Annotated in this window: 24 protein-coding genes; 7 read left to right on the top strand and 17 right to left on the bottom strand. The window is 65.9% G+C overall.

Features of this window, described 5'->3' with window-relative positions:
• Positions 1–89 precede the first annotated feature (89 nt).
• The 5 genes from GYM46_RS13995 to GYM46_RS13975 all read left to right on the top strand — a co-directional run bounded on the left by GYM46_RS13995 (position 90) and on the right by GYM46_RS13975 (position 5,217).
• Positions 90–257 carry a hypothetical protein gene (locus tag GYM46_RS13995; RefSeq protein WP_008259443.1) on the top strand — a complete coding sequence of 56 codons (168 nt, stop codon included), beginning with the start codon at positions 90–92 and terminating at the stop codon, positions 255–257.
• Between the two features lie 23 nt (positions 258–280).
• Entirely contained in the window at positions 281–1,450 is a 1,170-nt protein-coding gene (locus GYM46_RS13990; protein WP_008262637.1) for an MFS transporter, read from the top strand.
• Between the two features lie 219 nt (positions 1,451–1,669).
• On the top strand, positions 1,670–3,307 hold the full coding sequence (locus GYM46_RS13985) for a DEAD/DEAH box helicase (protein WP_008264252.1): 1,638 nt from the start codon (positions 1,670–1,672) through the stop codon (positions 3,305–3,307).
• 80 nt (positions 3,308–3,387) lie between these two features.
• Entirely contained in the window at positions 3,388–4,440 is a 1,053-nt protein-coding gene (locus GYM46_RS13980; RefSeq protein WP_008263078.1) for a GGDEF domain-containing protein, read from the top strand.
• A gap of 27 nt (positions 4,441–4,467) precedes the next feature.
• A complete protein-coding gene (locus GYM46_RS13975; protein WP_008263754.1) occupies positions 4,468–5,217 on the top strand; it encodes a lysophospholipid acyltransferase family protein in 750 nt (249 codons plus the stop codon).
• Here the strand turns inward: GYM46_RS13975 and GYM46_RS13970 are convergent.
• From GYM46_RS13970 to GYM46_RS13915, 12 genes are all read right to left on the bottom strand, one after another.
• Positions 5,210–5,566 (bottom strand): TfoX/Sxy family protein, encoded by a 357-nt coding sequence (locus GYM46_RS13970; protein WP_008262703.1) that lies wholly within the window; start codon positions 5,564–5,566, stop codon positions 5,210–5,212. The two genes, GYM46_RS13975 and GYM46_RS13970, sit on opposite strands and share 8 nt — an antisense overlap.
• A 1-nt stretch (position 5,567) precedes the next feature.
• A complete protein-coding gene (locus tag GYM46_RS13965) occupies positions 5,568–5,957 on the bottom strand; it encodes a HesB/IscA family protein (RefSeq protein WP_008260022.1) in 390 nt (129 codons plus the stop codon).
• Positions 5,957–6,346, bottom strand: coding sequence for an SUF system Fe-S cluster assembly protein (locus tag GYM46_RS13960; protein ID WP_008261147.1), 390 nt, complete (start codon positions 6,344–6,346; stop codon positions 5,957–5,959). Before GYM46_RS13960 ends, GYM46_RS13965 begins: the two co-directional genes overlap by 1 nt.
• 4 nt (positions 6,347–6,350) lie before the next feature.
• The gene (locus GYM46_RS13955) at positions 6,351–7,562 is read right to left on the bottom strand and encodes an aminotransferase class V-fold PLP-dependent enzyme (protein ID WP_008259106.1); all 1,212 of its coding nucleotides are present in this window, start codon (positions 7,560–7,562) and stop codon (positions 6,351–6,353) included.
• A 77-nt stretch (positions 7,563–7,639) separates the two neighbouring features.
• Positions 7,640–8,662, bottom strand: coding sequence for a Fe-S cluster assembly protein SufD (gene sufD, locus GYM46_RS13950; RefSeq protein ID WP_008262359.1), 1,023 nt, complete (start codon positions 8,660–8,662; stop codon positions 7,640–7,642).
• Positions 8,659–9,408, bottom strand: coding sequence for a Fe-S cluster assembly ATPase SufC (sufC, locus tag GYM46_RS13945; RefSeq protein WP_008260455.1), 750 nt, complete (start codon positions 9,406–9,408; stop codon positions 8,659–8,661). The genes sufD and sufC overlap by 4 nt, the downstream gene beginning before the upstream one ends.
• A gap of 6 nt (positions 9,409–9,414) precedes the next feature.
• Positions 9,415–9,717 (bottom strand): type II toxin-antitoxin system RelE/ParE family toxin, encoded by a 303-nt coding sequence (locus tag GYM46_RS13940; RefSeq protein WP_008260743.1) that lies wholly within the window; start codon positions 9,715–9,717, stop codon positions 9,415–9,417.
• A complete protein-coding gene (locus GYM46_RS13935; protein ID WP_040349664.1) occupies positions 9,714–9,974 on the bottom strand; it encodes a hypothetical protein in 261 nt (86 codons plus the stop codon). Before GYM46_RS13935 ends, GYM46_RS13940 begins: the two co-directional genes overlap by 4 nt.
• 159 nt (positions 9,975–10,133) lie before the next feature.
• Complete coding sequence (locus GYM46_RS13930; protein ID WP_040349666.1) at positions 10,134–10,583, bottom strand: hypothetical protein; 450 nt, start codon at positions 10,581–10,583, stop codon at positions 10,134–10,136.
• Positions 10,580–12,046, bottom strand: a complete 1,467-nt coding sequence (sufB, locus tag GYM46_RS13925) for a Fe-S cluster assembly protein SufB (protein ID WP_008263662.1) — start codon at positions 12,044–12,046, stop codon at positions 10,580–10,582. The genes GYM46_RS13930 and sufB overlap by 4 nt, the downstream gene beginning before the upstream one ends.
• Positions 12,046–13,185, bottom strand: coding sequence for a cysteine desulfurase family protein (locus GYM46_RS13920; RefSeq protein ID WP_008261458.1), 1,140 nt, complete (start codon positions 13,183–13,185; stop codon positions 12,046–12,048). The genes sufB and GYM46_RS13920 overlap by 1 nt, the downstream gene beginning before the upstream one ends.
• A complete protein-coding gene (locus tag GYM46_RS13915) occupies positions 13,182–13,664 on the bottom strand; it encodes an Rrf2 family transcriptional regulator (protein WP_008264270.1) in 483 nt (160 codons plus the stop codon). Before GYM46_RS13915 ends, GYM46_RS13920 begins: the two co-directional genes overlap by 4 nt.
• Before the next feature lie 158 nt (positions 13,665–13,822).
• Between GYM46_RS13915 and GYM46_RS13910 the strand changes: the two genes are divergently transcribed.
• Both GYM46_RS13910 and GYM46_RS13905 read left to right on the top strand, forming a co-directional pair.
• Positions 13,823–14,473: an alpha/beta hydrolase gene (locus tag GYM46_RS13910; protein ID WP_008262115.1), complete on the top strand. Its 651-nt coding sequence runs from the start codon at positions 13,823–13,825 to the stop codon at positions 14,471–14,473.
• A gap of 32 nt (positions 14,474–14,505) precedes the next feature.
• Positions 14,506–15,792 (top strand): NAD(P)/FAD-dependent oxidoreductase, encoded by a 1,287-nt coding sequence (locus GYM46_RS13905; RefSeq protein WP_008264127.1) that lies wholly within the window; start codon positions 14,506–14,508, stop codon positions 15,790–15,792.
• A gap of 19 nt (positions 15,793–15,811) precedes the next feature.
• Here GYM46_RS13905 and GYM46_RS13900 read toward each other — a convergent pair whose 3' ends face one another.
• The 5 genes from GYM46_RS13900 to GYM46_RS13880 all read right to left on the bottom strand — a co-directional run bounded on the left by GYM46_RS13900 (position 15,812) and on the right by GYM46_RS13880 (position 20,867).
• The gene (locus GYM46_RS13900) at positions 15,812–16,771 is read right to left on the bottom strand and encodes a DMT family transporter (protein WP_040349668.1); all 960 of its coding nucleotides are present in this window, start codon (positions 16,769–16,771) and stop codon (positions 15,812–15,814) included.
• A gap of 88 nt (positions 16,772–16,859) precedes the next feature.
• Positions 16,860–18,446 (bottom strand): alkyl hydroperoxide reductase subunit F, encoded by a 1,587-nt coding sequence (gene ahpF, locus GYM46_RS13895; protein ID WP_008259856.1) that lies wholly within the window; start codon positions 18,444–18,446, stop codon positions 16,860–16,862.
• A 159-nt stretch (positions 18,447–18,605) separates the two neighbouring features.
• Positions 18,606–19,169, bottom strand: coding sequence for an alkyl hydroperoxide reductase subunit C (gene ahpC, locus GYM46_RS13890; protein WP_008260815.1), 564 nt, complete (start codon positions 19,167–19,169; stop codon positions 18,606–18,608).
• Positions 19,170–19,363: 194 nt separating this feature from the next.
• Positions 19,364–19,921 carry a hypothetical protein gene (locus GYM46_RS13885; protein ID WP_035306922.1) on the bottom strand — a complete coding sequence of 186 codons (558 nt, stop codon included), beginning with the start codon at positions 19,919–19,921 and terminating at the stop codon, positions 19,364–19,366.
• 7 nt (positions 19,922–19,928) lie between these two features.
• Positions 19,929–20,867, bottom strand: coding sequence for a hypothetical protein (locus tag GYM46_RS13880; RefSeq protein WP_154725771.1), 939 nt, complete (start codon positions 20,865–20,867; stop codon positions 19,929–19,931).
• Positions 20,868–20,943 lie beyond the last annotated feature (76 nt).

Genomic DNA, 20,943 nt, shown 5'->3' with positions numbered 1-20,943 from the left:
CCAGATCAAAAATCCTTGGCCTCCCGCCTGCCTACCGCCGCTGCGGCGCGGCGTCCATCTGTGCGTCCGAACACAGACGAGGGACAGTCATGGACTATCGCCAACTTGGATCATCGGGCCTGCGGGTTCCCGTCCTCAGCTTCGGCACGGGCGCATTCGCGGCGCTCGACGCCGCCAGCGCCGTCCTGCCGCCCTATCCCCACAGCCCCTGTCGCCAGCAGGAAGGGTTCGCGCGCCGGAACCCGCCGCTGGTCTGACCGTCCAGAAGGTCTCCTCCCCCATGAAACTCAATCCTCCCCTTCTCGCCCTCGCGGCCGGGGCCTTCGGCATCGGCGTGACCGAGTTCGCCCCGATGGGCCTGCTGCCGGTCATCGCCACGGACCTGGGCGTCTCCATTCCCACGGCCGGTCTGTTGATCAGCGCCTATGCCCTGGGCGTCATGCTGGGCGCGCCCCTGATGACCCTGACCACGGGTCGCGTGCCGCGCCGCGCCCTGCTGATCGGCCTGGCCGCCGTCTTCACCCTGGGCAATCTGATGGCGGCCGTCTCGACCGACTACGCCATGCTGCTGGTCGCGCGGGTCGTCACCTCGCTGAACCACGGGGCCTTCTTCGGCGTCGGCTCCATCGTGGCCGCCAGCCTGGTGCCGCCCAACCGACAGGCCGGCGCGGTCGCGGCCATGTTCATGGGCCTGACCATCGCCACCGTCGTCGGCGTGCCGCTGGCGGCCTGGGCGGGCGACGTCCTGGGCTGGCGCGCCTCCTTCTGGGCCATCGCCGGCATCGGCCTGATCGTCATGGCCGCCCTGCGCCTGACCCTGCCCAAACTGCCGGCGCCGGTCGGCGGCGACGCCCTGGCGGAGGTGCGCGTCCTGGGTCGCGGCCCCGTTCTGTCGGCCCTGGCCCTGACCGTAATCGGCTCCAGCGCCATGTTCACCGTCTTCACCTATATCGCCCCGATCCTGCATGAAGAGGCCCACGCCTCCATCGGCTTCGTCACCGCCATGCTGGTCGTCTACGGCCTGGGCCTGACGGTCGGGAACTGGCTGGGCGGCAAGTTCGCCGACCGGTCGGTGGATCGCACCCTGATCATCACCCTGGCGTCTCTGACGGCCATCCTGGCTCTGTTCGCCTTCACCATGCCGTTCGCCGTTCCCGCCCCGTTCGTGATCTTCATCTGGGGCGTGGCCAGCTTCGCCCTGGTGCCGCCGCTGCAGGTGCGGGTGATGGCCGCCGCCTCGGATGCGCCCAACCTGGCCTCGTCGGTCAATATCGGCGCCTTCAACCTGGGCAACGCCGTCGGCGCGGCCGTGGGCGGCGCGGTGATCGCCGGGGGCCTGGGCTATCCGGCGGTCGCCCTGGCCGGCGCCGCCTCTGCGGCCCTGGGTCTGGTTCTGGTGCTCTTTCTGACCCGCAAGCGCGCCCCCGCCACGGCTCCGGCCATAGGCTGACGGCTCAGCCCCTGGAAAAGATGCGACCTCGGCCGACGCCGGGGTCGCATCCTCCATCGCGTAGCGACGGCGGAATATCGATAATAGTTGACTTTTGCGAGGGGACTTCTATATCGCGTCCAGCCTCGGGACAGGTCTGCGATACGCGCCGCCCGCTCGCCCAAAGAGGGGCGGTTCCGTTGCTGTTACGCACGCAGACGCTTTCTCTCCCAAGGATTCATGACCGAATTTTCCCAACTGGGCCTCTCGCCCACGACCCTGCAGGCCGTCGCCGACACCGGCTACACGACCGCCACTCCGATTCAGGAACAGGCGATCCCTGTGGCCCTGGCCGGCCGCGACGTCCTGGGCATCGCCCAGACCGGCACCGGCAAGACCGCCGCCTTCACCCTGCCCCTGGTCGAACGCCTGGCGTCGGGCCGAGCCCGCGCCCGCATGCCGCGCGCCATCGTCCTGGCCCCGACCCGCGAACTGGCCGACCAGGTCGCCGAGAGCTTCGCCAAATACGCCAAGGGCACCAAACTGACCTGGGTGCTGCTGATCGGCGGCGTCTCCATGGGCGACCAGGTGGCGGCGCTGAACAAGGGCGTCGACGTCCTGATCGCCACCCCGGGCCGCCTGCTGGACCTGTTCGAACGCGGCAAGATGCTGCTGACGGGCGTCGAGATCATGGTGGTGGACGAAGCCGACCGCATGCTGGACATGGGCTTCATCCCCGACATCGAGCGCATCTTCAAACTGACGCCGCCGCGTCGCCAGACCCTGTTCTTCTCGGCCACCATGCCGCCCGAGATCACGCGTCTGACCGCCGCCTTCCTCAAGGATCCGACCCGGATCGAGGCCTCGCGTCCGGCCATGACGGCCGACACCATCACCCAATATATCGTCCGCATCCCGACCTCGGACCCCAAGGCCAAGCGCGCCGCCCTCCGCGCCCTGATGAGCCGCACCGACGTGCGCAACGGCATCGTCTTCTGCAACCGCAAGTCTGAAGTCGATATCGTCGCCAAGTCGCTGAAGACCCACGGGTTCGACGCCGCCGCCATCCACGGCGACCTGGACCAGTCGCATCGCACCAAGACCCTGGCGGACTTCCGCTCGGGCGCGCTGAAGATCCTGGTGGCCTCCGACGTCGCCGCGCGCGGCCTGGACATCCCGGACGTCAGCCACGTCTTCAACTACGACGTCTCGCACCACGCCGACGACTATGTCCACCGCATCGGCCGCACCGGTCGCGCGGGCAAGCTGGGTCAGGCCTTCATGATCGTGACCCCGGCCGACGACAAGTCGCTGGATAAGGTGCTGAAGCTGATCAAGATGGATCCGCAGGAGCTGGTCCTCGACGACATCGACTTCGACGCGATCAAGGACGGCGGGCGTGACGACAAGCGTTCGTCCCGGTCGAACGAGACCCGCTCGGGCGGTCGCGGCCGTTCACGCGCCGCCGAACCGGCCCAGGCCCCCGCGCCCGCCGTCGCTCTGGCCGAGACGGACGCCGCCGAGGCGCCGACGCGCTCGCGCAGCCGCCGCAAGGCCAAGCCCGAGGTTTCCGTCGAGACCGTCGTCGAACCCGAGATGGCTCCTGTCGTTGAGAAGCCCGCGGGCCGCGGCCGCAGCCGCGCCCGGTCTGAACCCCGGCCCGAAGCGAAGATCGAACCCCGGATCGAATCCCGGATCGAGGCTGAGCCCGCTCCCTCGGAAGAAGCCCGCGCCGCTCGCACGGACCGCGAGCCTCAGCTCCGTCAGTCGGACCGTCGCGGCGAGCGTCGTCCGGAAGAACGCGAACGTTCGGGCGTCAAGGGTTTCGGCGACGACATCCCCGCCTTCCTGCGTCGCCCCGTCGTCATCCGCGCCTGATTTGTAACGCCGTTTACCCGGTATTACGGATAGGCCTCTAATCTCCCCGAAGTTCCAGAACGGGACTTCGGGAGAAGCGAATGACAGCGCAGGTCGAAACGGCGGTTCGGGGACCGGAAGCCTATTCTCTTGCGCGCAACGCCATCGCCGCAATGGAGAAGGCCGGCGTCTGGCCCACGCCGCTGAATTTCGAACTCTGGATTCATTATCTCGGCGACCCCGAAGGTCCTCTGGGTATCGAGATTAAGCGTCTACTGGCTGAAGACGCCGTCATATCCGACGAGACCTCGGAAATGCTCGCCGCCGAATTCCTGCCCCGCGGCCGTCTGTCGGAAGAGATTCGCGACGCCGGCGCCGTGCTGGATCGCGAGTTGGCCAGTGTCTCCGCCGCCATCGCCAAGGCCCACAAGACCCAGACCGACTTTGGCGAGACTCTGGCCGACGCCTCGCAGACCATGGACACCGCCGTCGAGGACGCCTCCGCCCTGAAGAGCCTGGTCGGCGGACTGTCCACGGCCACCCAACGCGTTCGCCGCGAGACCGCCAGCCTCGAAAAACGCCTGGAAAGCTCCAACAAGGAAGTCGCCCGTCTTCGCGAGCATCTGGAACAGGTGCGCCGCGATGCGATGACCGACGCCCTGACCAATCTGGCCAACCGCAAGGCCTTCGACGAGCGCCTGGAACAGGCCTGCGCCGACGCCGGCCGCACGCCCCTGACCCTGGCCATCCTCGACATCGATCATTTCAAGCGGTTCAACGACACCTGGGGGCATCAGACCGGTGATCAGGTGCTGCGGTATGTCTCCACCATCCTGTCACGCGTCTGTTCCGGCAATCGGTTCGTGGCGCGGTTCGGCGGCGAGGAGTTCGCGATCATCTTCCCGGGCGAAAGCCCTGGCGCCGTCATGGCCGCGCTGGAGCATATCCGCGAAGAGGTCTCATCCCGTTCCCTGCGGCGGCGCTCCACCAACGACGATCTCGGCGCCGTCACTCTTTCCGCCGGATTTGCGGAACATCTGCCCAGTGAAGGCGCCGCCGCCCTGCTCGAACGCGCCGACGAGGCCCTCTATGCGTCCAAGCGCGGCGGCCGCAATCGCGTCACCAGCGCGCGCGCGCTTGAAAACGCCGCCTGAGCCGCGACTTTCTGCCATAGTCGGCCCATGCGCAGCCTCGCCTTCAATATCGCCTACTGGATCCTGTCGATCAGCTATGGCCTGACCGCCGCCTTCGCCGCCCTGGCGCCGGGACGCGGCGCCACCAGCCGGGTCATCCGCGCCTATGTCAGGCGGATGGTCCAGGCCATGGCGGTTTTCGCCGGCATCAGGCTGGATGTGCGGGGCAAGGAACGGCTGCCCCCGGGCGCCTTCATCATCGCCTCGAAACATCAAAGCTGGGGCGACGGATTCGCCACCTACGACCAGTTCGACGACCTGGCCTTCGTCACCGGCGATCACCTGGAGAAGTTTCCCCTGCTGGGCGGGGTGCTGAAGAAGCTGGGGGCCATCGTCGTCAACAGCTGCGGCGGCCACGAAGCCCGCCAGGCCCTGGCCACCCGCGCCGCCGAGGCCAAGGCCGAGAACCGCAAGATCCTGATCTACCCCGAGGGTCATCTGGCGCCGGTCGGTCAGAAGTACCGCTACCGCTCCGGCGTCTGGCACATGTACCGCGACTTCGACATGCCGGTCGTGCCCCTCGCCACCAACCTCGGCCTGTTCTGGCCCGAGGAGAAGTACGAGAAGCACGCAGGCACGGCGACGCTGGAGTTCCTGGACCCCATCCCGGTTGGCCTGCCCAAGGACGAATTCCTGGCGCGCCTGGAGGCGGTGGTTGAGACCCGCACGGCCGAACTGATCGCCGAGGCCACGGGCCAGCCGGTCACGCCGGCGGTTCTGATGGATACGCCTAAATAGGCTTCGGTTTCTTTCCGGACGCCTTGCGCACCGCCACCTCCAGGGCCCGTCGCGCCCAGTCGACCGCCTCGTCGGGGTCGTCCAGCGCCGTCTCCGGCAGGGTCCAGTATCCCATGGACATCGTCCGCCCGTCCTTGGTCGGATATCTGAATTGCCTACACCCGGCCTCGACGAAGGCCTCGCCCAGCGCCTCGTCGCCCTTCAGCCAGACCACCCCGTCATCCAGCAAGGCGAACATCACGCCCGAGGCGTAGACCCCGGCGCCGCCGAACATCCGCTTGATCTCCAGCAGACCCAGGCCCGCGAAATGCTCGCGCACCCATTCGCCGAAGGCCGCGTCATACGCCATCTCAGACGGCGGCGGCCGGAATGATGGTGACGCTCTCGCCGCAACCGCAGGCGTCGGTCTGGTTCGGATTGTTGAACACGAATTTGGACGCCAGCCGGGTCGTCTCGTAATCGATCTCGGTGCCGATCAGGAACAGCACGGCCTTGGGTTCGATCAGGATGGTGACGCCCTTGTCCTCGACCACCTCGTCCAGCGGGCCGATCTCGTCGGCATAGGCGAAGGTGTACTCCTGCCCGGCGCAGCCGCCGTTCTTGACCCCGATCCGCAGACCGATGTGGTCGTTCTCGGCATTGTCCAGGATCTCGCGCACGCGTTCGGCGGCCGCGTCTGTCAGGGTCACGGCCTTCGGACGCGGGCGGCGTGGACGGGATGTGGCTTGAAGTTCGGTCATCAGAACATGTTCAGGGCCAGCTTGGCCTCGTCGCTCATCTTGGAGGGATCCCACGGCGGATCGAACACCAGATTGGCCTTGGCGCTGCGCACGCCCGGCACCTTCTCGACCGCCGTCTCGACCCAGCCCGGCATCTCGCCCGCCACCGGGCAGCCGGGCGCCGTCAGGGTCATGTCGACCACCACATCACGGTCGTCGGAGACATCGACCCGGTAGATCAGGCCCAGCTCATAGATGTCGACCGGGATTTCCGGGTCATAGACCGACTTCAGCGCCGCGATCAGCTCCTCGGTCAGCTTGTCCAGCTCGACCTGGGACAAGGCGCTCTTCTGGGGTTCGTCCCAGGCGTTCTTGAAGGCGTCGGTGTCTTGAATGGTGTCGTCTGTCATGGGCTTACACGAAGAAGTTCCGCGCCTTGATCAGCGCGTCCACGAAGGCGTCGGCATCCTCCACGGTGTTATATAGGGCGAAGGAGGCGCGTGTGCTCGACGTCACGCCCATTCTTTTCGCCAGCGGCTCGGCGCAGTGCTGTCCGGCCCGCACGGCCACGCCGTAACGATCCATGATCTGGGCCACGTCATGGGCGTGGGCGCCCTCGACGGCGAAGGTCAGGATCGCACCCTTCCCTTCCGCCTGCCCCAGGATCCGCAGCCAGTTCTGCCCCTGCAGCCGATCGACAGCGTGCTGGTAAAGCGAATGCTCATGCGCCTGAACCGACACCCGATCGTATTGGGCCAGCCATTCCAGCGCCACGCCCAGGCCGATGGCCTCCAGGATCGGCGGCGTTCCCGCCTCGAACCGATGGGGCGGCTTGGCGTATGTCACGCGATCCATCTCGACCGTCTCGATCATTTCGCCCCCGCCCTGATAGGGCGGCAGGGCCTCCAGCGCCTCGGCCTTGCCGTACAGGGCGCCGATGCCGGTCGGCCCGAACAGCTTGTGACCGGTCAGGACATAGAAGTCGCAGCCGATGGCCTGCACGTCCGGCGTCGCATGGACCGCCCCCTGGCACCCGTCGATCAGCACCTTGATCCGGGAGTCGGGGGCGCCGGCCGCATGCGCCAGTCGCGTGATCTCGGCCACTGGATTGATGGTTCCCAGCACGTTCGACATATGGGTGACCGCGACCATGCGCGTCTTCGGCGACAGCAGGTCCGCATAGGCCGCCATGTCCAGCGAACCGTCGTCGAGCACCGGAATCCATTTCAGCACCGCGCCGCGCCGTTCGCGCAGCAGATGCCAGGGCACGATGTTGGAGTGATGCTCCATCTCCGAGACGATGATCTCGTCGCCCGGTTCGATGCTCAACCCCAGCCCATTGGCGACCAGATTGATCGCCTCGGTGCCGCCCTTGGTCCAGACGACCTGCTCGGGGCTCTCGGCGTTCAGGAAACGGGCGACGATCTCGCGCGCCTTCTCGAAGGCCTCGGTCGCCTCGTTCGACAGGGTGTGCAGGCCGCGATGGACGTTGGCGTATCCGCCCTCCATCGTCGCCACCAGGGCGTCGATCACCGCGCGCGGCTTCTGGGCCGAGGCCGCATTGTCCAGATAGACCAGCGGCTTGCCGTTCACCTGTCGCGACAGGATCGGGAACTGCGCCCGCACAGCATAGGGATCAAAGCCTCTCCCCCTGGGGGAGGTGGCGGGACGCTCCTGCGCCGCGACGGAGGGGGCAAGATCAGTCACAACCGAGCCGTCAGCCATTCCCGCGCCACCTCTCTCGCGCCCTCATGTTCGATCCGGTCGATGACCTCGATCAGGAAGGCCTGGGTCAACAGGGCGCGGGCCTCCTCGGCCGGAATGCCGCGCTGCTGCATGTAGAACAGGGCGCTCTCGTCCAGCGCCCCCACCGTATTTCCGTGCGCGCACTGCACATCGTCGGCATAGATGATCAGTTCGGGCTTGGCGTCGATCTCGGCCCGCTCGGAGGCGATCAGGGCGTGGTGCCCCATGCGCGCATCGGTGCCGTCGGCCCCGCGCTCGACCACGATCTTGCCCTGGAAGACGCCCCGCGCCGTATCGCGCGCCACGCCCTTGATCAATTGCGACGTGGCGCCGTCGCGCTCCATGTGCCGCACCACGCTGGTCAGGTCGGCCTGCCGCGATCCATTCAGCAAATACAGGCCGTCGGCCTGAACCTGCGCCCCCTGGGCGAAGTGAGCGATGCGGGTCTCGATCCGCTGCAGCTTGGCGCCGGTGGCGATGATAGTCTGGCGATAGACGCCGCCCGCCTCGACCTTCACATGGGCTTCGGCGATGGAAATGGCGTCTTCCGGCTCCTCGACCAGGACGACGCGCGTCACCTCGGCCCCGGCCGCCACATCCAGCTCCAGCGTATTGTGGGCCACATAGGCCGAGCCGGCGCCCTCGTGCGTCTCCAGCAGCAGCAGCTTGGCGCCCGCCCGCACGGCGACCCGCGCCCTGGCCGTATGCCCCGTCCCGACGGCGTTCGAGATATAGCGCAGCCGCAGCGTCTGCTCGCCCGAGGCGATGAAGTCGGTCACGCCCACCGGTCGCCCATTGGCGAAGACGATGGCCTCTCCACCCAAGGCGTAGAACGGCCCCGGCGCGCCCACGGCGGCCGTGCCCGACGGCGTCGGCGCCTCGCGCAGATGACGCTTCAGGTCGCTGTATTTCCACGCCTCATCCCGCCGCGACGGGAAGGTGGCCGCGTCGGTCAGGTCGATGGCGAAGGTCGCGCTCATGCGGGTTCCGGAAGATATTTGTCATATCCTTCCGCCTCCAGCTGATGCGCCAGCTCCGGCCCGCCCGAGGCCACGATCCGGCCGCCGGCCAGAACATGGACCCGGTCCGGTTTGATGTAGTCCAGCAGGCGCTGATAGTGGGTGATGACCAGCATGGCCCGGTCCGGGCGACGCAGGGCGTTCACCCCTTCCGACACGATCCGCAAGGCGTCGATGTCCAGGCCCGAATCGGTCTCGTCCAGGATCAGCAGCGACGGCTCCAGCAGGGCCATCTGCAGGATCTCCATCCGCTTCTTCTCGCCGCCGGAGAAGCCGACGTTCAGCGGCCGCTTCAGCATGTCGAAGTCCATCTTCAGCGCCTTGGACGCCTCCCGCACCAGCTTCAGGAAGGCCGGCGCCGCCACCTCCTCCTCGCCCCGTGCCCGCTTCTGCGCGTTCAGCGCCGTCCGCACGAAGGTCAGCGCCGGCACGCCGGGGATCTCGATCGGATACTGGAAGGACAGAAAGACGCCCTTGGCCGCACGCTCGGCCGGGTCCAGCGCCAGCAGATCCTCGCCCGCCCATTCGACCGCGCCTTCGGTTGCCTCATAGCCCGGCCGACCCGACAGGGCGTAGCCCAGGGTCGACTTCCCGGCCCCGTTCGGCCCCATGATGGCGTGCACCTCGCCGGCGGGAACGTCGAGGGTCAGGCCCTTGAGGATCGGCTTGTCGCCGACGGAGACGTGGAGGTTGGAGATGGAGAGCATGTTCAATCAGTCGTTCGGAGTGGGATGAACGACGCTCAAATCCTGTCGAGCGTCGTAGAAGGCGATGACACGAATGCCGTCCGGGCGTTCGCGATAGACGATGATCTTCTTCCAGTCGGCTGCGCTCCATTCGAGAAGCCCAGGCCAGCGGGACAGATGACCTTGATGAGGATGCTCGGCCAGACGCCAGAGCGTGGCTTTGATCTCCGTTTCCGCCTTGTCCGCAGTTGCAAGACTGTGCGCGTCAAGGTGATCCAGAAAGTCGGAGAACGCCGTCAGCGCGGGCTCAGACCATTCGAAATCCTTCACCGCGTACGACGCGCCGCAAGCCGGGCCTCCGCTTCCTCGTTCGAAATAATCCGCCCCTCACGCTCCGCGGCCAGTCCCGCTTCGATCTGCGCGATCTGGTCCGCCGACAACGGCGAGCCACGATGAGCCTCATTGTCCATCATGAAACCTTCGGCCGCCGAGGCGATAAATTCGCCGACCGGCATCCCGATCTCGGCCGCCGCACGCTTCAGGCGGTCAGCGGTGTCTTCTCGGAAAGGAACGGCGATTGTTTCCATCAGAATGTCCCCGACGATAGGATCAGCCCAGATTTATCGACGATACCACGATCTAGCCCCGTGACAGCGTAAGCCTCGGTTGCCGGAACTTCGAGCGTCCGACCCTTGAGGATTGGTTTTCCGCCGACGCAGGCGCCGATATTCTCCGTTTTCAACATATCAATCTCGGCCCGCCCCAAAGCGACTGTTCTCGATACGCTTGGTCAGATCGACCAGCAGTTCGGCACGCTGCTCCCTAACTTGATGTTCGGACCAATATCTCATGTCAGCTGCGGTCACGCCGGTGGCCAAAGCGGACACGCGCATCGCCGTTCCACGGATCAAGGGATCGACGATTGGAAAACACTCATCTAGGGCCTCTTCCGCTATCGCGGCAGGTTCCTGACCTGTCGCCCGGCCTATGCGATCATTAAGACAATTTCCAAAACGGTCTTTGATGGGCTCTGGATCGACCTCCAATGCCCAAAAATAAAGCTCAAAGGTCTCCCGATCCTCTGCAGGCAAGGTAGCAAGAAAGGTCGCGCGATCTGCATCAGTGGACATGTCCTTCTGACCGAGGCCCGCGCACCCCGCCAGAAGCGCCGTGACAGAAAACAGGGCCCGCTTCACCCCACACTCCCTTCCAGGCTGATCGCCACCAGCTTCTGCGCCTCGACGGCGAACTCCATCGGCAGCTTCTGCATGACGTCGCGGACGAAGCCGTTGACCAGCAGGGCGACGGCCTCTTCCTGCGAAAGCCCACGCTGCTGGGCGTAGAACATCTGGTCGTCCGACAGCCGCGTTGTGGTCGCCTCGTGCTCCAGCTGGGCCGAGCCGTTGCGGGCCTCGATATAGGGGATGGTGTGCGAGCCGCATTCCTTGCCGATCAGCAGGCTGTCGCACTGGGTGAAGTTGCGCACCCCCGTCGCCTTCGGATGCACCGAGACCAGGCCGCGATAGGTCGAGTCCGATTTCCCCGCCGACACCGCCTTGGCGATGATCCGCGACTTGGTGTTCTTGCCCAGGTGGATCATCTTGGTGCCGGTGTCGGCCTGCTGACAGCCGTTGGTGATGGCGATGGAATAGAACTCGCCCGAGCTGTCGTCGCCCTTCAGGATGCAGGACGGATATTTCCAGGTGACGGCCGAACCGGTCTCGACCTGGGTCCAGGACACCTTGGACCGATCACCCCGGCAATCCGCCCGCTTGGTGACGAAGTTGTAGATGCCGCCCTTGCCCTCGGCGTCGCCCGGATACCAGTTCTGGACGGTCGAATATTTAACCTCGGCGTCGTCCAGGGCCACGATCTCGACCACGGCCGCGTGCAGCTGGTTCTCGTCGCGCATCGGCGCGGTGCAACCTTCCAGATAGGAGCAATAGCTGCCCTTGTCGGCGATGATCAGGGTGCGTTCGAACTGGCCCGTCTGGCTCGCATTGATGCGGAAATAGGTCGACAGCTCCATCGGGCAGCGCACGCCCGGCGGAATGTAGACGAACGACCCGTCCGAAAAGACCGCGCTGTTCAGGGCCGCGAAATAGTTGTCGGAGACCGGCACCACCGACCCCAGATATTGCCGCACCAGCTCAGGATATTCGCGCAAGGCCTCGGAAATGGGCATGAAGATCACGCCGACCTTGGCCAGTTCCTCCTTGAAGGTGGTGACCACCGAGACGCTGTCGAACACGGCGTCCACGGCCACGCGCGGCGCGCCCTGCACCCCCGCCAGCACCTCCTGCTCCTTCAGCGGGATGCCCAGCTTCTTGTAGATTTCCAGAATTTCGGGATCGACCTCGTCTAGCGACTTCGGCCCCTCTTTCTGCTTGGGCGCGGCGTAGTAGAACAGGTCCTGATAGTCGACCGGCTCATACTTCACCGCCGCCCAGGTCGGTTCCTCCATCGCCAGCCAGCGCTCATAGGCGGCCAGACGCCATTCCAGCATCCATTCCGGCTCGCCCTTCTTCTCGGAGATGAAGCGCACGATGTCGGCGTTCAGCCCACGCGGTGCAAACTCCTGCTCGATGTCCGACGTAAAACCGTGCGCGTATTTCTCCAGCGCGGCGACGGCGTCGATGGTTTCCTTGACGGCGGCCATCAGGCGACCTCTCTCACGCGCGCGGCGGCGCGTGTCTTGTGCTTGTCGTAGGCGGCGATCCAGGCGTCGGCGAACCGCACCCAGTCGCTCTCGGTCGTGCCCCAGCCGCCGGAGACGCGCACGCCCCCGGTGGCCAGAGCGTTCAATCCCATGGCGCTGATGGTCTTGGACGGCTTGACCTTGCCGGACGAACAGGCCGAGCCCGCCGACACCATGACCCCGGCCAGATCAAGAATGATAAGTTGTTGAGGACTGTCCCAACCCTCGACCGCCATGAACAGGGTGTTGGGCAGGCGCGCCACGTCAGCGCCGATCACGGTCGCCCCGGCGGCCTTGACCCTGGCCTCGGCGGAATCGCGCCAGCCGACATGCGAAGCCATCGTCTTCAGGTCCCGTGCGGCGCAGTCGGCGGCCACGCCGAAACCCGCGATGCCCGGAACATTCTCGGTCCCGGCGCGCAGGCCCCGCTCCTGCCCCGCCCCGTGCAGGATGCGAACACCCGACACGCCTTCCTTGAGGATCAAGGCCCCGACGCCCTGCGGCCCGCCCAGCTTGTGCGCCGACAGGGTCAGGCTGTCCGCGTCCAGAACCCGCATATCGACCGGGATCTTGCCCGCCGACTGGATCGCATCGACGTGCAGCCAGCCCCCTGCTGCACGCACCAAAGCTGCGGCTTCGACCACCGGCTGGATCACGCCGCTCTCGTTGTTCGCATGATGGACGGCGACCACAGCCCGGCCCGGACGCGCCAAGGCCTGCGCCAACCAGTCCAGATCGACGACGCCGTTCGCATCAACCGGCAGCACCTCGACGGGCGCGCCCGCATTCGCCGCGGCCTCGGCCACGCACGGATGTTCGGTGGCGGAGACGATCAGCCGCTCGCATCCGGCCGCCAGCGCGCTGGCGATGGCCTGGGCGTTGGCTTCCGTGCCGCCGCTGTTGAACACCACCGCCGTCGGATCGGCGCCGACCAGTTCACCGACCTGAGCCCGCGCCGTCTCGACCCGCGCCCGCGCCCGCCGTCCGGCCGCATGGACCGCCGACGGATTACCGTTGTCGGCCAGGGCCCGCGTCATGATCTCGAGGACCTCGGGCCGCACCAGGCCCGAGGCGTTGTAATCCAGATAAATCGCGCTCATGCCGCCACCCCCACAGCCTGGGGCGGTTCGACATTACGCCGACGCTGGCCTGTGCGGTTCATCACCACGTCTTCCAGCGACACCCCGGCCAGATAGCGATGGATCTCGTCGCCCAGGTCTTCCCACAGATCGTGGGTGATGCAGCGTTCGCCGGCCATCATGCAGCCCTTGGGCGAGCCATGCGCCACGCAGCGCGTCGCCCGGATCGGTTCGTCCACCGCCAGCACGATCTCGGCCACCACCGTCTCATGCGCCCCCTTGGCCAGACGATAGCCGCCGCCGGGTCCGCGCACGCTCTTGACCAGGTCGCTCTTGCGCAGACGGGCGAACAACTGCTCCAGATAGCTCAGCGAAATCTCCTGGCGCGCGGCGATTTCAGCCAGCGAAACCGCCCGGATCTCGCCGCTTTCGCCGCGTCCGTTTTTCGCCAGATCGGCCATCGCCATCACGGCGTATCGTCCCTTGGTCGACAGACGCATATTGCAGCCTCAAAAATTGCGCGCTTTTCGGGGCTCTTGTGCTAGAACCCGCGCCTTCGCAAAGGCGCCTCGCTTGCGGAGGGACTTAGAAAGTCCCACCTCAGCGGTCAAGTATTACGCACACGCGAAACGACAGTTGAACGGATTCCAGAGCCCCTATGCCTGAAGTCATCCTGCCCGGCGCCTCCGGTCGCATCGAAGGCCGCTATTCCCCGGGCAAGCGCCCGAACGCCCCCATCGCGTTGATTCTGCATCCGCATCCCAAGGCGGGCGGACATATGAACAACCCGGTGACCGTCACCCTGCACCAGCTGTTCCAGCAGCGCGGCTTCGCCACCCTGCGCTATAATTCGCGCGGCGTCGGCAAGTCGCAGGGTGAATTCGATTCGGGCATCGGTGAACTGGCCGATGCGGCCACGGCCCTGGACTGGCTTCAGTCGAACAACCCCGGCGCCAGCCAGACCTGGGTCGGCGGCTATCAGTTCGGCGCCTATATCGGCATGCAGCTTCTGATGCGCCGCCCCGAGACGGACGGCTTCATCTCGGTCTCGCCCCCGTCCAACATGTACGATTTCAGCTTCCTGGCCCCCTGCCCGGCCTCGGGCCTGTTCCTGCACGGCACCGCCGACACCGTCGTGCCCCCGGCCGAGGTCGAACGCGTGGTCAACAAGCTGCGCACCCAGAAGGGCATCATCATCGACTATGAGCTGGAAGAGGGCGCCAGCCACTTCTGGCAGGACCACATCAGCGCCGTCGAACGCCGCGTCGGCGCCTATCTGGACAAGCGTCTGGAAGAAAAGCCGGCCTGATCCGATCCTCGGGTCGCGCGTTGGAGACCCGAATGGAACATGACATCGTCATTATCGGCGGCGGCGCGGGCGGGCTTGAGCTCGCCGCCCGCCTGGGCCGTCGGTTCGGCCCGCGCGAGGGCCGCCGTCGCGTCCTGCTGATCGATCACTCCATCTTCCACCTGTGGAAGCCCAGCCTGCACGAGGTCGCTGCGGGGTCTCTGGACAGCCACCAGGAGGGTCTGTCCTACCCGGTGCTGGCGCGGCGCAATCATTTCAGCTTCGCCTTCGGCGATCTGACCGGCCTCGATCCGACGAACAAGACCCTGACCCTGGGCGAAATCCGCGATCAGGACGACGCCGTCCTGGTTCGCCCCCGCACGGTGAAGTTCCGCACCCTCGTCCTGGCCATCGGCAGCGGGTCGAACCTGTTCGGCACGCCCGGCGCCGCCGAACACGCCCATCTGCTGGAAGACGTGGCGGACGCCGAGGCGTTCAACAAACGGCTGACCGCCGCCTTCCTGGCGACCGCCTATTCCGACGGGCAGACGATGAACATCGCCATCGTCGGGGCCGGCGCCACCGGGGTCGAACTGTCCACCGAACTGATCGAGGGGCATGACGAACTGTCGGCCGGCCTGACCGAGGGTCAGAAGTTCGACCTCGCGGTCACCCTCGTCGAGGCCGCGCCCCGCATCCTGGGCGGCCTGCCCGAACGGGTCTCGGCCAAGGCCGCCCATGCCCTGGAAGAAAAGGGCGTGCGCCTGCTGACCGACGCCAAGGTCAAGGCCGTCCACGCCGGCCGGCTGGACACCTCAAGAGGCGAGGTGCCCGCCGACCTGATCGTCTGGGCGGCCGGGGTGAAGGCGGCCGAGACCAACCGCGACCTGGGCCTGACCACCGGCCGCCTCAATCAGTTCGTGGTGGACGACCACCTGCGCACCTCGGCCCCTGACATCTACGCCATGGGGGACTGCGCCGAGGCGCCGGGGCCCGAGGGGCGTCCGGTCCCCGCCCGCGCCCAGGCGGCGGCCCAGCAGGCCGCCTATCTGGCCAAGGCCCTGGCCATGGCTCGGTCAGACCCGTCGCGTGATCCCGGCCCCTACGTCTATCATGACAAGGGTTCGCTGGTGTCCCTGGGCGGCGACCGGGGCGTCGGCTCCCTGATGGGCAATCTGGGCGGCCCGAACTTCCTGATTGAGGGCCTGATCGCCAAATGGGCCTATATGGCCCTGCACCTGGACCATCACCGCGCCATCCTGGGCGTCCGCCGCACCGCCATCCTGGCCCTGTCGCGCCTGCTGCACCGCCGTGTCTCCGGACGGCTGAAGCTGCACTGAGGCGCGCGCGGCCCAGGGCTCAGTGCAGCGGTTCCTCGGCGATTGGGGCCGGACCGTGGGCGCGCACGCACCAGATCACGCTGACGATCATCATCAGTATGGCCAGGATCTCGATCACAGCCGGTCCCCGTCCCTCCCAGATGTAGCCGTAGACGAAGGCGAACACGGTCTCGAACACGATCATCTGCCCCAGCATGGTCAGCGGCAGACGGCGGCTGGCCTGGTTCCACAGGGCGTTGCCGATGATGGAGGCGAACAGGGCCACGCCCAGGCAGACGCCGGCGAGCTTCAGCCACGCGCCGCCGGTCCAGCCCTGGGTCGTCAGCGCCGCGGGAACCGCCAGGAGCAGCGCCAGACCGCCCGTGACCACCCCGGTCAGCAGGGACCAGTCGTGGGGCGACACCTGTGTCAGCCGCGCCATCCAGCGGCTGTTGCCCACCGCATAGACCGTCCAGGAGATCAGGGCGCCCAGGGCGCAGCCCAGACCGATCAAAGTCTGAATCCCGGTTGGTCCGCCGGAAACGCCATGGCCGTGCGACAGGGCGCGCCAGCCGATCAGCCCCACCGCCACGGCCGCCAGGACGATGGGCGGCGCCGTTCGAGACGCCGGCGGCCCGCCTCCATCCTTCAGCCCCCACAGAGCCACCACCACCGGCACCATGCCCACGATCAGGGCCGACGCCGCCACCCCGGCCAGGTGAACGGCGACGACCACAAAGGCGAAATAGACCAGATTGCCCGCCAGGCTCAGCCAGACGAGGGCGCGCCACGTGCCCGCTTCGATCAGGGGCGCCAGCCGCCGCCAGCGCGGGGCGATCAGAACGACCGCGATCAGCCCGTAGGCCAGATATCGTCCGGCGGTCAGCAACAGGGGCGACGCCTCCGGCGCGAACTTGGGCGCCAGGAACACCAGCCCCCACATCGCGCCTGCCCCCAGGCCGGAAGCCACGCCCCACAGCCGGTCCGAGGATGCCGTCATTGTCGCGCTCCGCCTTCAACCCCGGCCGCGCTTACACGGTTTGTCAGGCGGCGAACACCGGCCCCCAGACCGAAGGAACGACCGCCCCCTAAGCCGCCTCGACCGCCTCTTCGGCCGGAATCGTGCGGATCATATAGTCGAAGGCCGACAGCCCCGCCTTGGAGCCTTCGCCCATGGCGATGACGATCTGCTTGTAGGGCACGGTGGTCACGTCGCCCGCGCCGAATATGCCCGGCTGCGAGGTCTCGCCGCGATGATCCACCTCGATCTCCCCGCGCGCCGTCAGGGCCACGGCGCCGCGCAGCCATTCGGTGTTCGGCACCAGGCCGATCTGGACGAAGACGCCTTCCAGATCGACGTCATGATGGGCGTCCGAGTTGCGGTCCTTGTAGGACAGGCCCGTCACCTTCTCGCCGTCGCCCTGCACCTGAGTCGTCAGGGCCGAGGTGACGATCCGCACGTTCGGCAGGGTCGCCAGCTTGCGTTGCAGCACCGCATCGGCCCTCAGTTCGCTGTCGAACTCGATCAGGGTCACATGGGCCACGATGCCCGCCAGATCGATGGCCGCCTCGACGCCCGAGTTGCCGCCGCCGATCACGGCCACCCGCTTGCCCTTGAACAGCGGCCCGTCGCAGTGCGGGCAATAGGCCACGCCCTTGTTCTTGTACTGGTCCTCGCCCGGCACGTTCATCTGGCGCCAGCGGGCGCCGGTGGCCAGGATCACGGTGCGCGATTTCAGGCTCGCGCCGTTCTCCAGCACCACCTCGTGCAGACCGCCGGGAACCTCAGCCGGAACCAGCCTGGCCGCCTTCTGCAGGTTCATGATGTCCACCTCGTACTCGCGGACATGCTGTTCCAGATGAGCGGCCAGTTTCGGCCCCTCGGTGTGCGGCACCGAAATGAAGTTCTCGATCGCCATGGTGTCCAGCACCTGGCCGCCGAACCGCTCGGCCACGATGCCGGTGCGGATGCCCTTGCGCGCCGTATAGATGGCGGCCGCCGCCCCGGCGGGGCCGCCGCCGACCACCAGAACGTCGAACGGGTCCTTGGACTTCAGCCGTTCGGCGGCCCGCGCCTCGGCGCCCGAATCCAGCCGGGCGACGATCTGCTCCAGCTCCATCCGGCCCTGGCCGAACAGTTCGCCGTTCAGGAAGACCGTCGGCACGGCCATGATCTTGCGTTCCTCGACCTCGTCCTTGAACAGGCCGCCCTCGATGGCGACGTGTTTGATGCGCGGGTTCAGCACGCTCATCAGGTTCAGGGCCTGCACCACGTCGGGGCAGTTCTGGCACGACAGCGAGAAATAGGTCTCGAACACATAGTCGCCCTCCAGGTCCTTGACCTGCTGGATCACCTCCTGCGCCGCCTTGGACGGATGGCCGCCGACGTGCAGCAGGGCCAGCACCAGCGAGGTGAACTCGTGGCCCAGCGGAATGCCCGCGAACCGCACGCCGATGTCCGTGCCCTTGCGGCGGATCAGGAAGCTGGGCTGGCGTTCGTCGTCATAGTCGCGGCCCATCTCGACCTTGCCGTGCGAGACCGAGACGATCTCCTCCAGCAGGGTCTTCAGCTCCTGCGACTTCGGCCCGGCGCCCAGCGAGGCGACCAGTTCGACCGGATGGACGATGTTCTTCAGATAGGCCTCGAGCTGAGATTTCAGATTGGCGTCCAGCATGGGAGAGGTCCTTGAAACAGTTGAACTCATGACGCCTGCAAGCCCGACCGCGGGCGAGGCGAGACATGAAGAAGGATGTCGGCGGGGGCTGGAAACGCAACGCGCCCCCGCCGACGGACGGGTCCGGCGCCGGGCCGGACCCGATGGGTCGCGTCAGTCTTAGATCTTGCCGACGAGGTCGAGCGACGGGGCCAGGGTGGCTTCGCCTTCTTCCCACTTGGCCGGGCAGACTTCACCCGGGTGCGAACGCACATACTGGGCGGCCTTGACCTTGCGCAGCAGTTCGGCGGCGTTGCGGCCGATGCCTTCCGAGGTGGTCTCGGTGAACTGGATCACGCCGTCCGGATCGACCAGGAAGGTCGCACGGTCGGCCAGGCCCACGCCCGGACGCATGGCGTCGAAGTTGTTGGTCACCAGGCCCGAGGGGTCGCCCAGCATGGTGTAGGTGATCTTGCCGATGGCCGGCGACGAGTCGTGCCAGGCCTTGTGCGAGAAATGGGTGTCGGTCGACACCGAATAGATCTCGACGCCCAGCTTCTGGAACTCGGCGTAGTGGTCGGCCAGGTCTTCCAGCTCGGTCGGGCACACGAAGGTGAAGTCCGCCGGATAGAAGAAGAAGATCGCCCACTTGCCCGCCACGTCCGCGTCGGTGACGGTCAGGAACTTGCCGTCCTTGTAGGCCTCGGCCGTGAAGGGTTTGAGGGTCGTGTTGATGAGGGCCATGCAGGGCTTCCATTCCGTTGGGAGGTTGGGGAGGCCCGCTTCCTACCGCACCGCAGCAGATAAGCCCAATCACTTATTTGCAGATGCGTGATAGATTTTGGTTATAACGATACGCCGCTGCTACCCTGCCCAACGCCGTTACTCCCCTTTTTTTCGCCTTCCTGTAGACTGAAATCGACCAACGAGTCTGGCGATCAGTCCAGATCGTAGAACCAGTCTATTCGCTGTTGGATCGAGTAGTTTGCGGTCACGCACTCGCAATCATCGGGAGCGAGAATGTGCGCCGTCTCCGGTGTGGTCGGCTCGCCATTCAACGCATTGCAACAGTCACAAACAGGTGGAAGCATGGAGTATTTGTAGACGATAGCTTCACGCGAGACGCCTTGCCTCACCAGTTCGTCAGTTGCCTGAAACGAACGCCAGCGGGAGACCGTGAAATAGGATCGCAAGAGGGTATCCACATGTGCCTCCAGCGGTTTCTCCAATCCGAGGTCGGTCAGATCGGCCAAAGCTTCTCGGCTCATGAAAGCACTGGCACGTAAACCGATGGCCTTGAGTTCTTCCTTCGTGATCTGGTCTCCAGCCTTGCGGTAGGCCGTACAGAGCGAACGGGGGTGCTGACCTTGATCATCCTTCATCATTGTCATGATCGCAGTGCGAGCCGATGGATGCAGCAAGCCAAGGCGTCGGATCGCCTCATCGACCGCGATCTCGGTGATCTGATCTCTTGTGCAGTTCAGGACTTGGATCATCTTATCGCTAGAACCGACCGCCTCGCGCCATGATGTCCTCCAGCAAAACGTGCAGCGTGGCGGGCCAGATCACACCGACATCGGTCGATTTGGCCACCAACTCCGAAATATGTCTGGCGCTGATCGGACCATCCGACGCCAACGACCTGTAGAGGCCATTCATCTGGTCCAGATAGAGGGTTACTTTCTTTTGGTGCGCCCGCACCTTGATCCACTCGCTCGGGAGCATGATCAGCGACCAGGTCGCTTCGAGGAAAAATAGCCCGGTCAGTATGAAGCCTACGATCCAGAGCCAGCGTTCGGGGAAGAACGCCTTCGAAGCAAACCAGAATAGCAAGTAGCCGAGATAGCCAGCGACCGCCGACATGAACCGGCCGAAAATCCAGTCGGTGATCGGCCGACGCTTCCATGCGCTAGGAGCGAGAATCGGGATGTGCGGAGCGTTCAGGACGCTATCTGCAAACTGGTAGAACTCCATAGCCACCATCACGTCCACGAACACCCGGTCGGCCTCGGCCGATTTAACCGTCCCGGCGACGTACCGCCCGACCACTTCCTCGATCTCCGGACGCTGAAACTGCGGGACCATCTTCGCCCGTTGCTCCGGCTTGGCAGTGACATCGCTTAAAACGTAATGGCGGTGGCTCCAGACGCGTCCGCTATTGTCGTCCCACGAAGGAGCAAAAGCATAGCGGAGATGGTCGATGGGGACGGACGCAGCAGCCAACATCTCGTCGAATACGTTCCGACCATACCGGCCAGTCGTGTCGTTGTGCCTATGACCCGCAGCAACCGCCTCCAAGGCCGCCGTTCGTGTCACGCCGTCCAAAAGTCGACCATATTCACCGTGTCGCGCTTTGTGATCATCTCCCATCACGGAAGCTATTTTTCGGTCCACCCACGCGCGTCGATGCTCTTCGACTTCGTAGTCCAGGTGTTCAGTCATATTCGCCCCGCAGCCCCTCACCGTTTGGCACCTTGGCGCTTTGTCACCCTGTTTTCGCGCCAAGCCCGCCGGACCT

Origin of the sequence: Brevundimonas mediterranea (assembly GCF_011064825.1) — a bacterium.
GTDB classification, from domain to species: domain Bacteria; phylum Pseudomonadota; class Alphaproteobacteria; order Caulobacterales; family Caulobacteraceae; genus Brevundimonas; species Brevundimonas mediterranea_A.
This window is presented reverse-complemented; position numbering and strand designations above follow the sequence as displayed.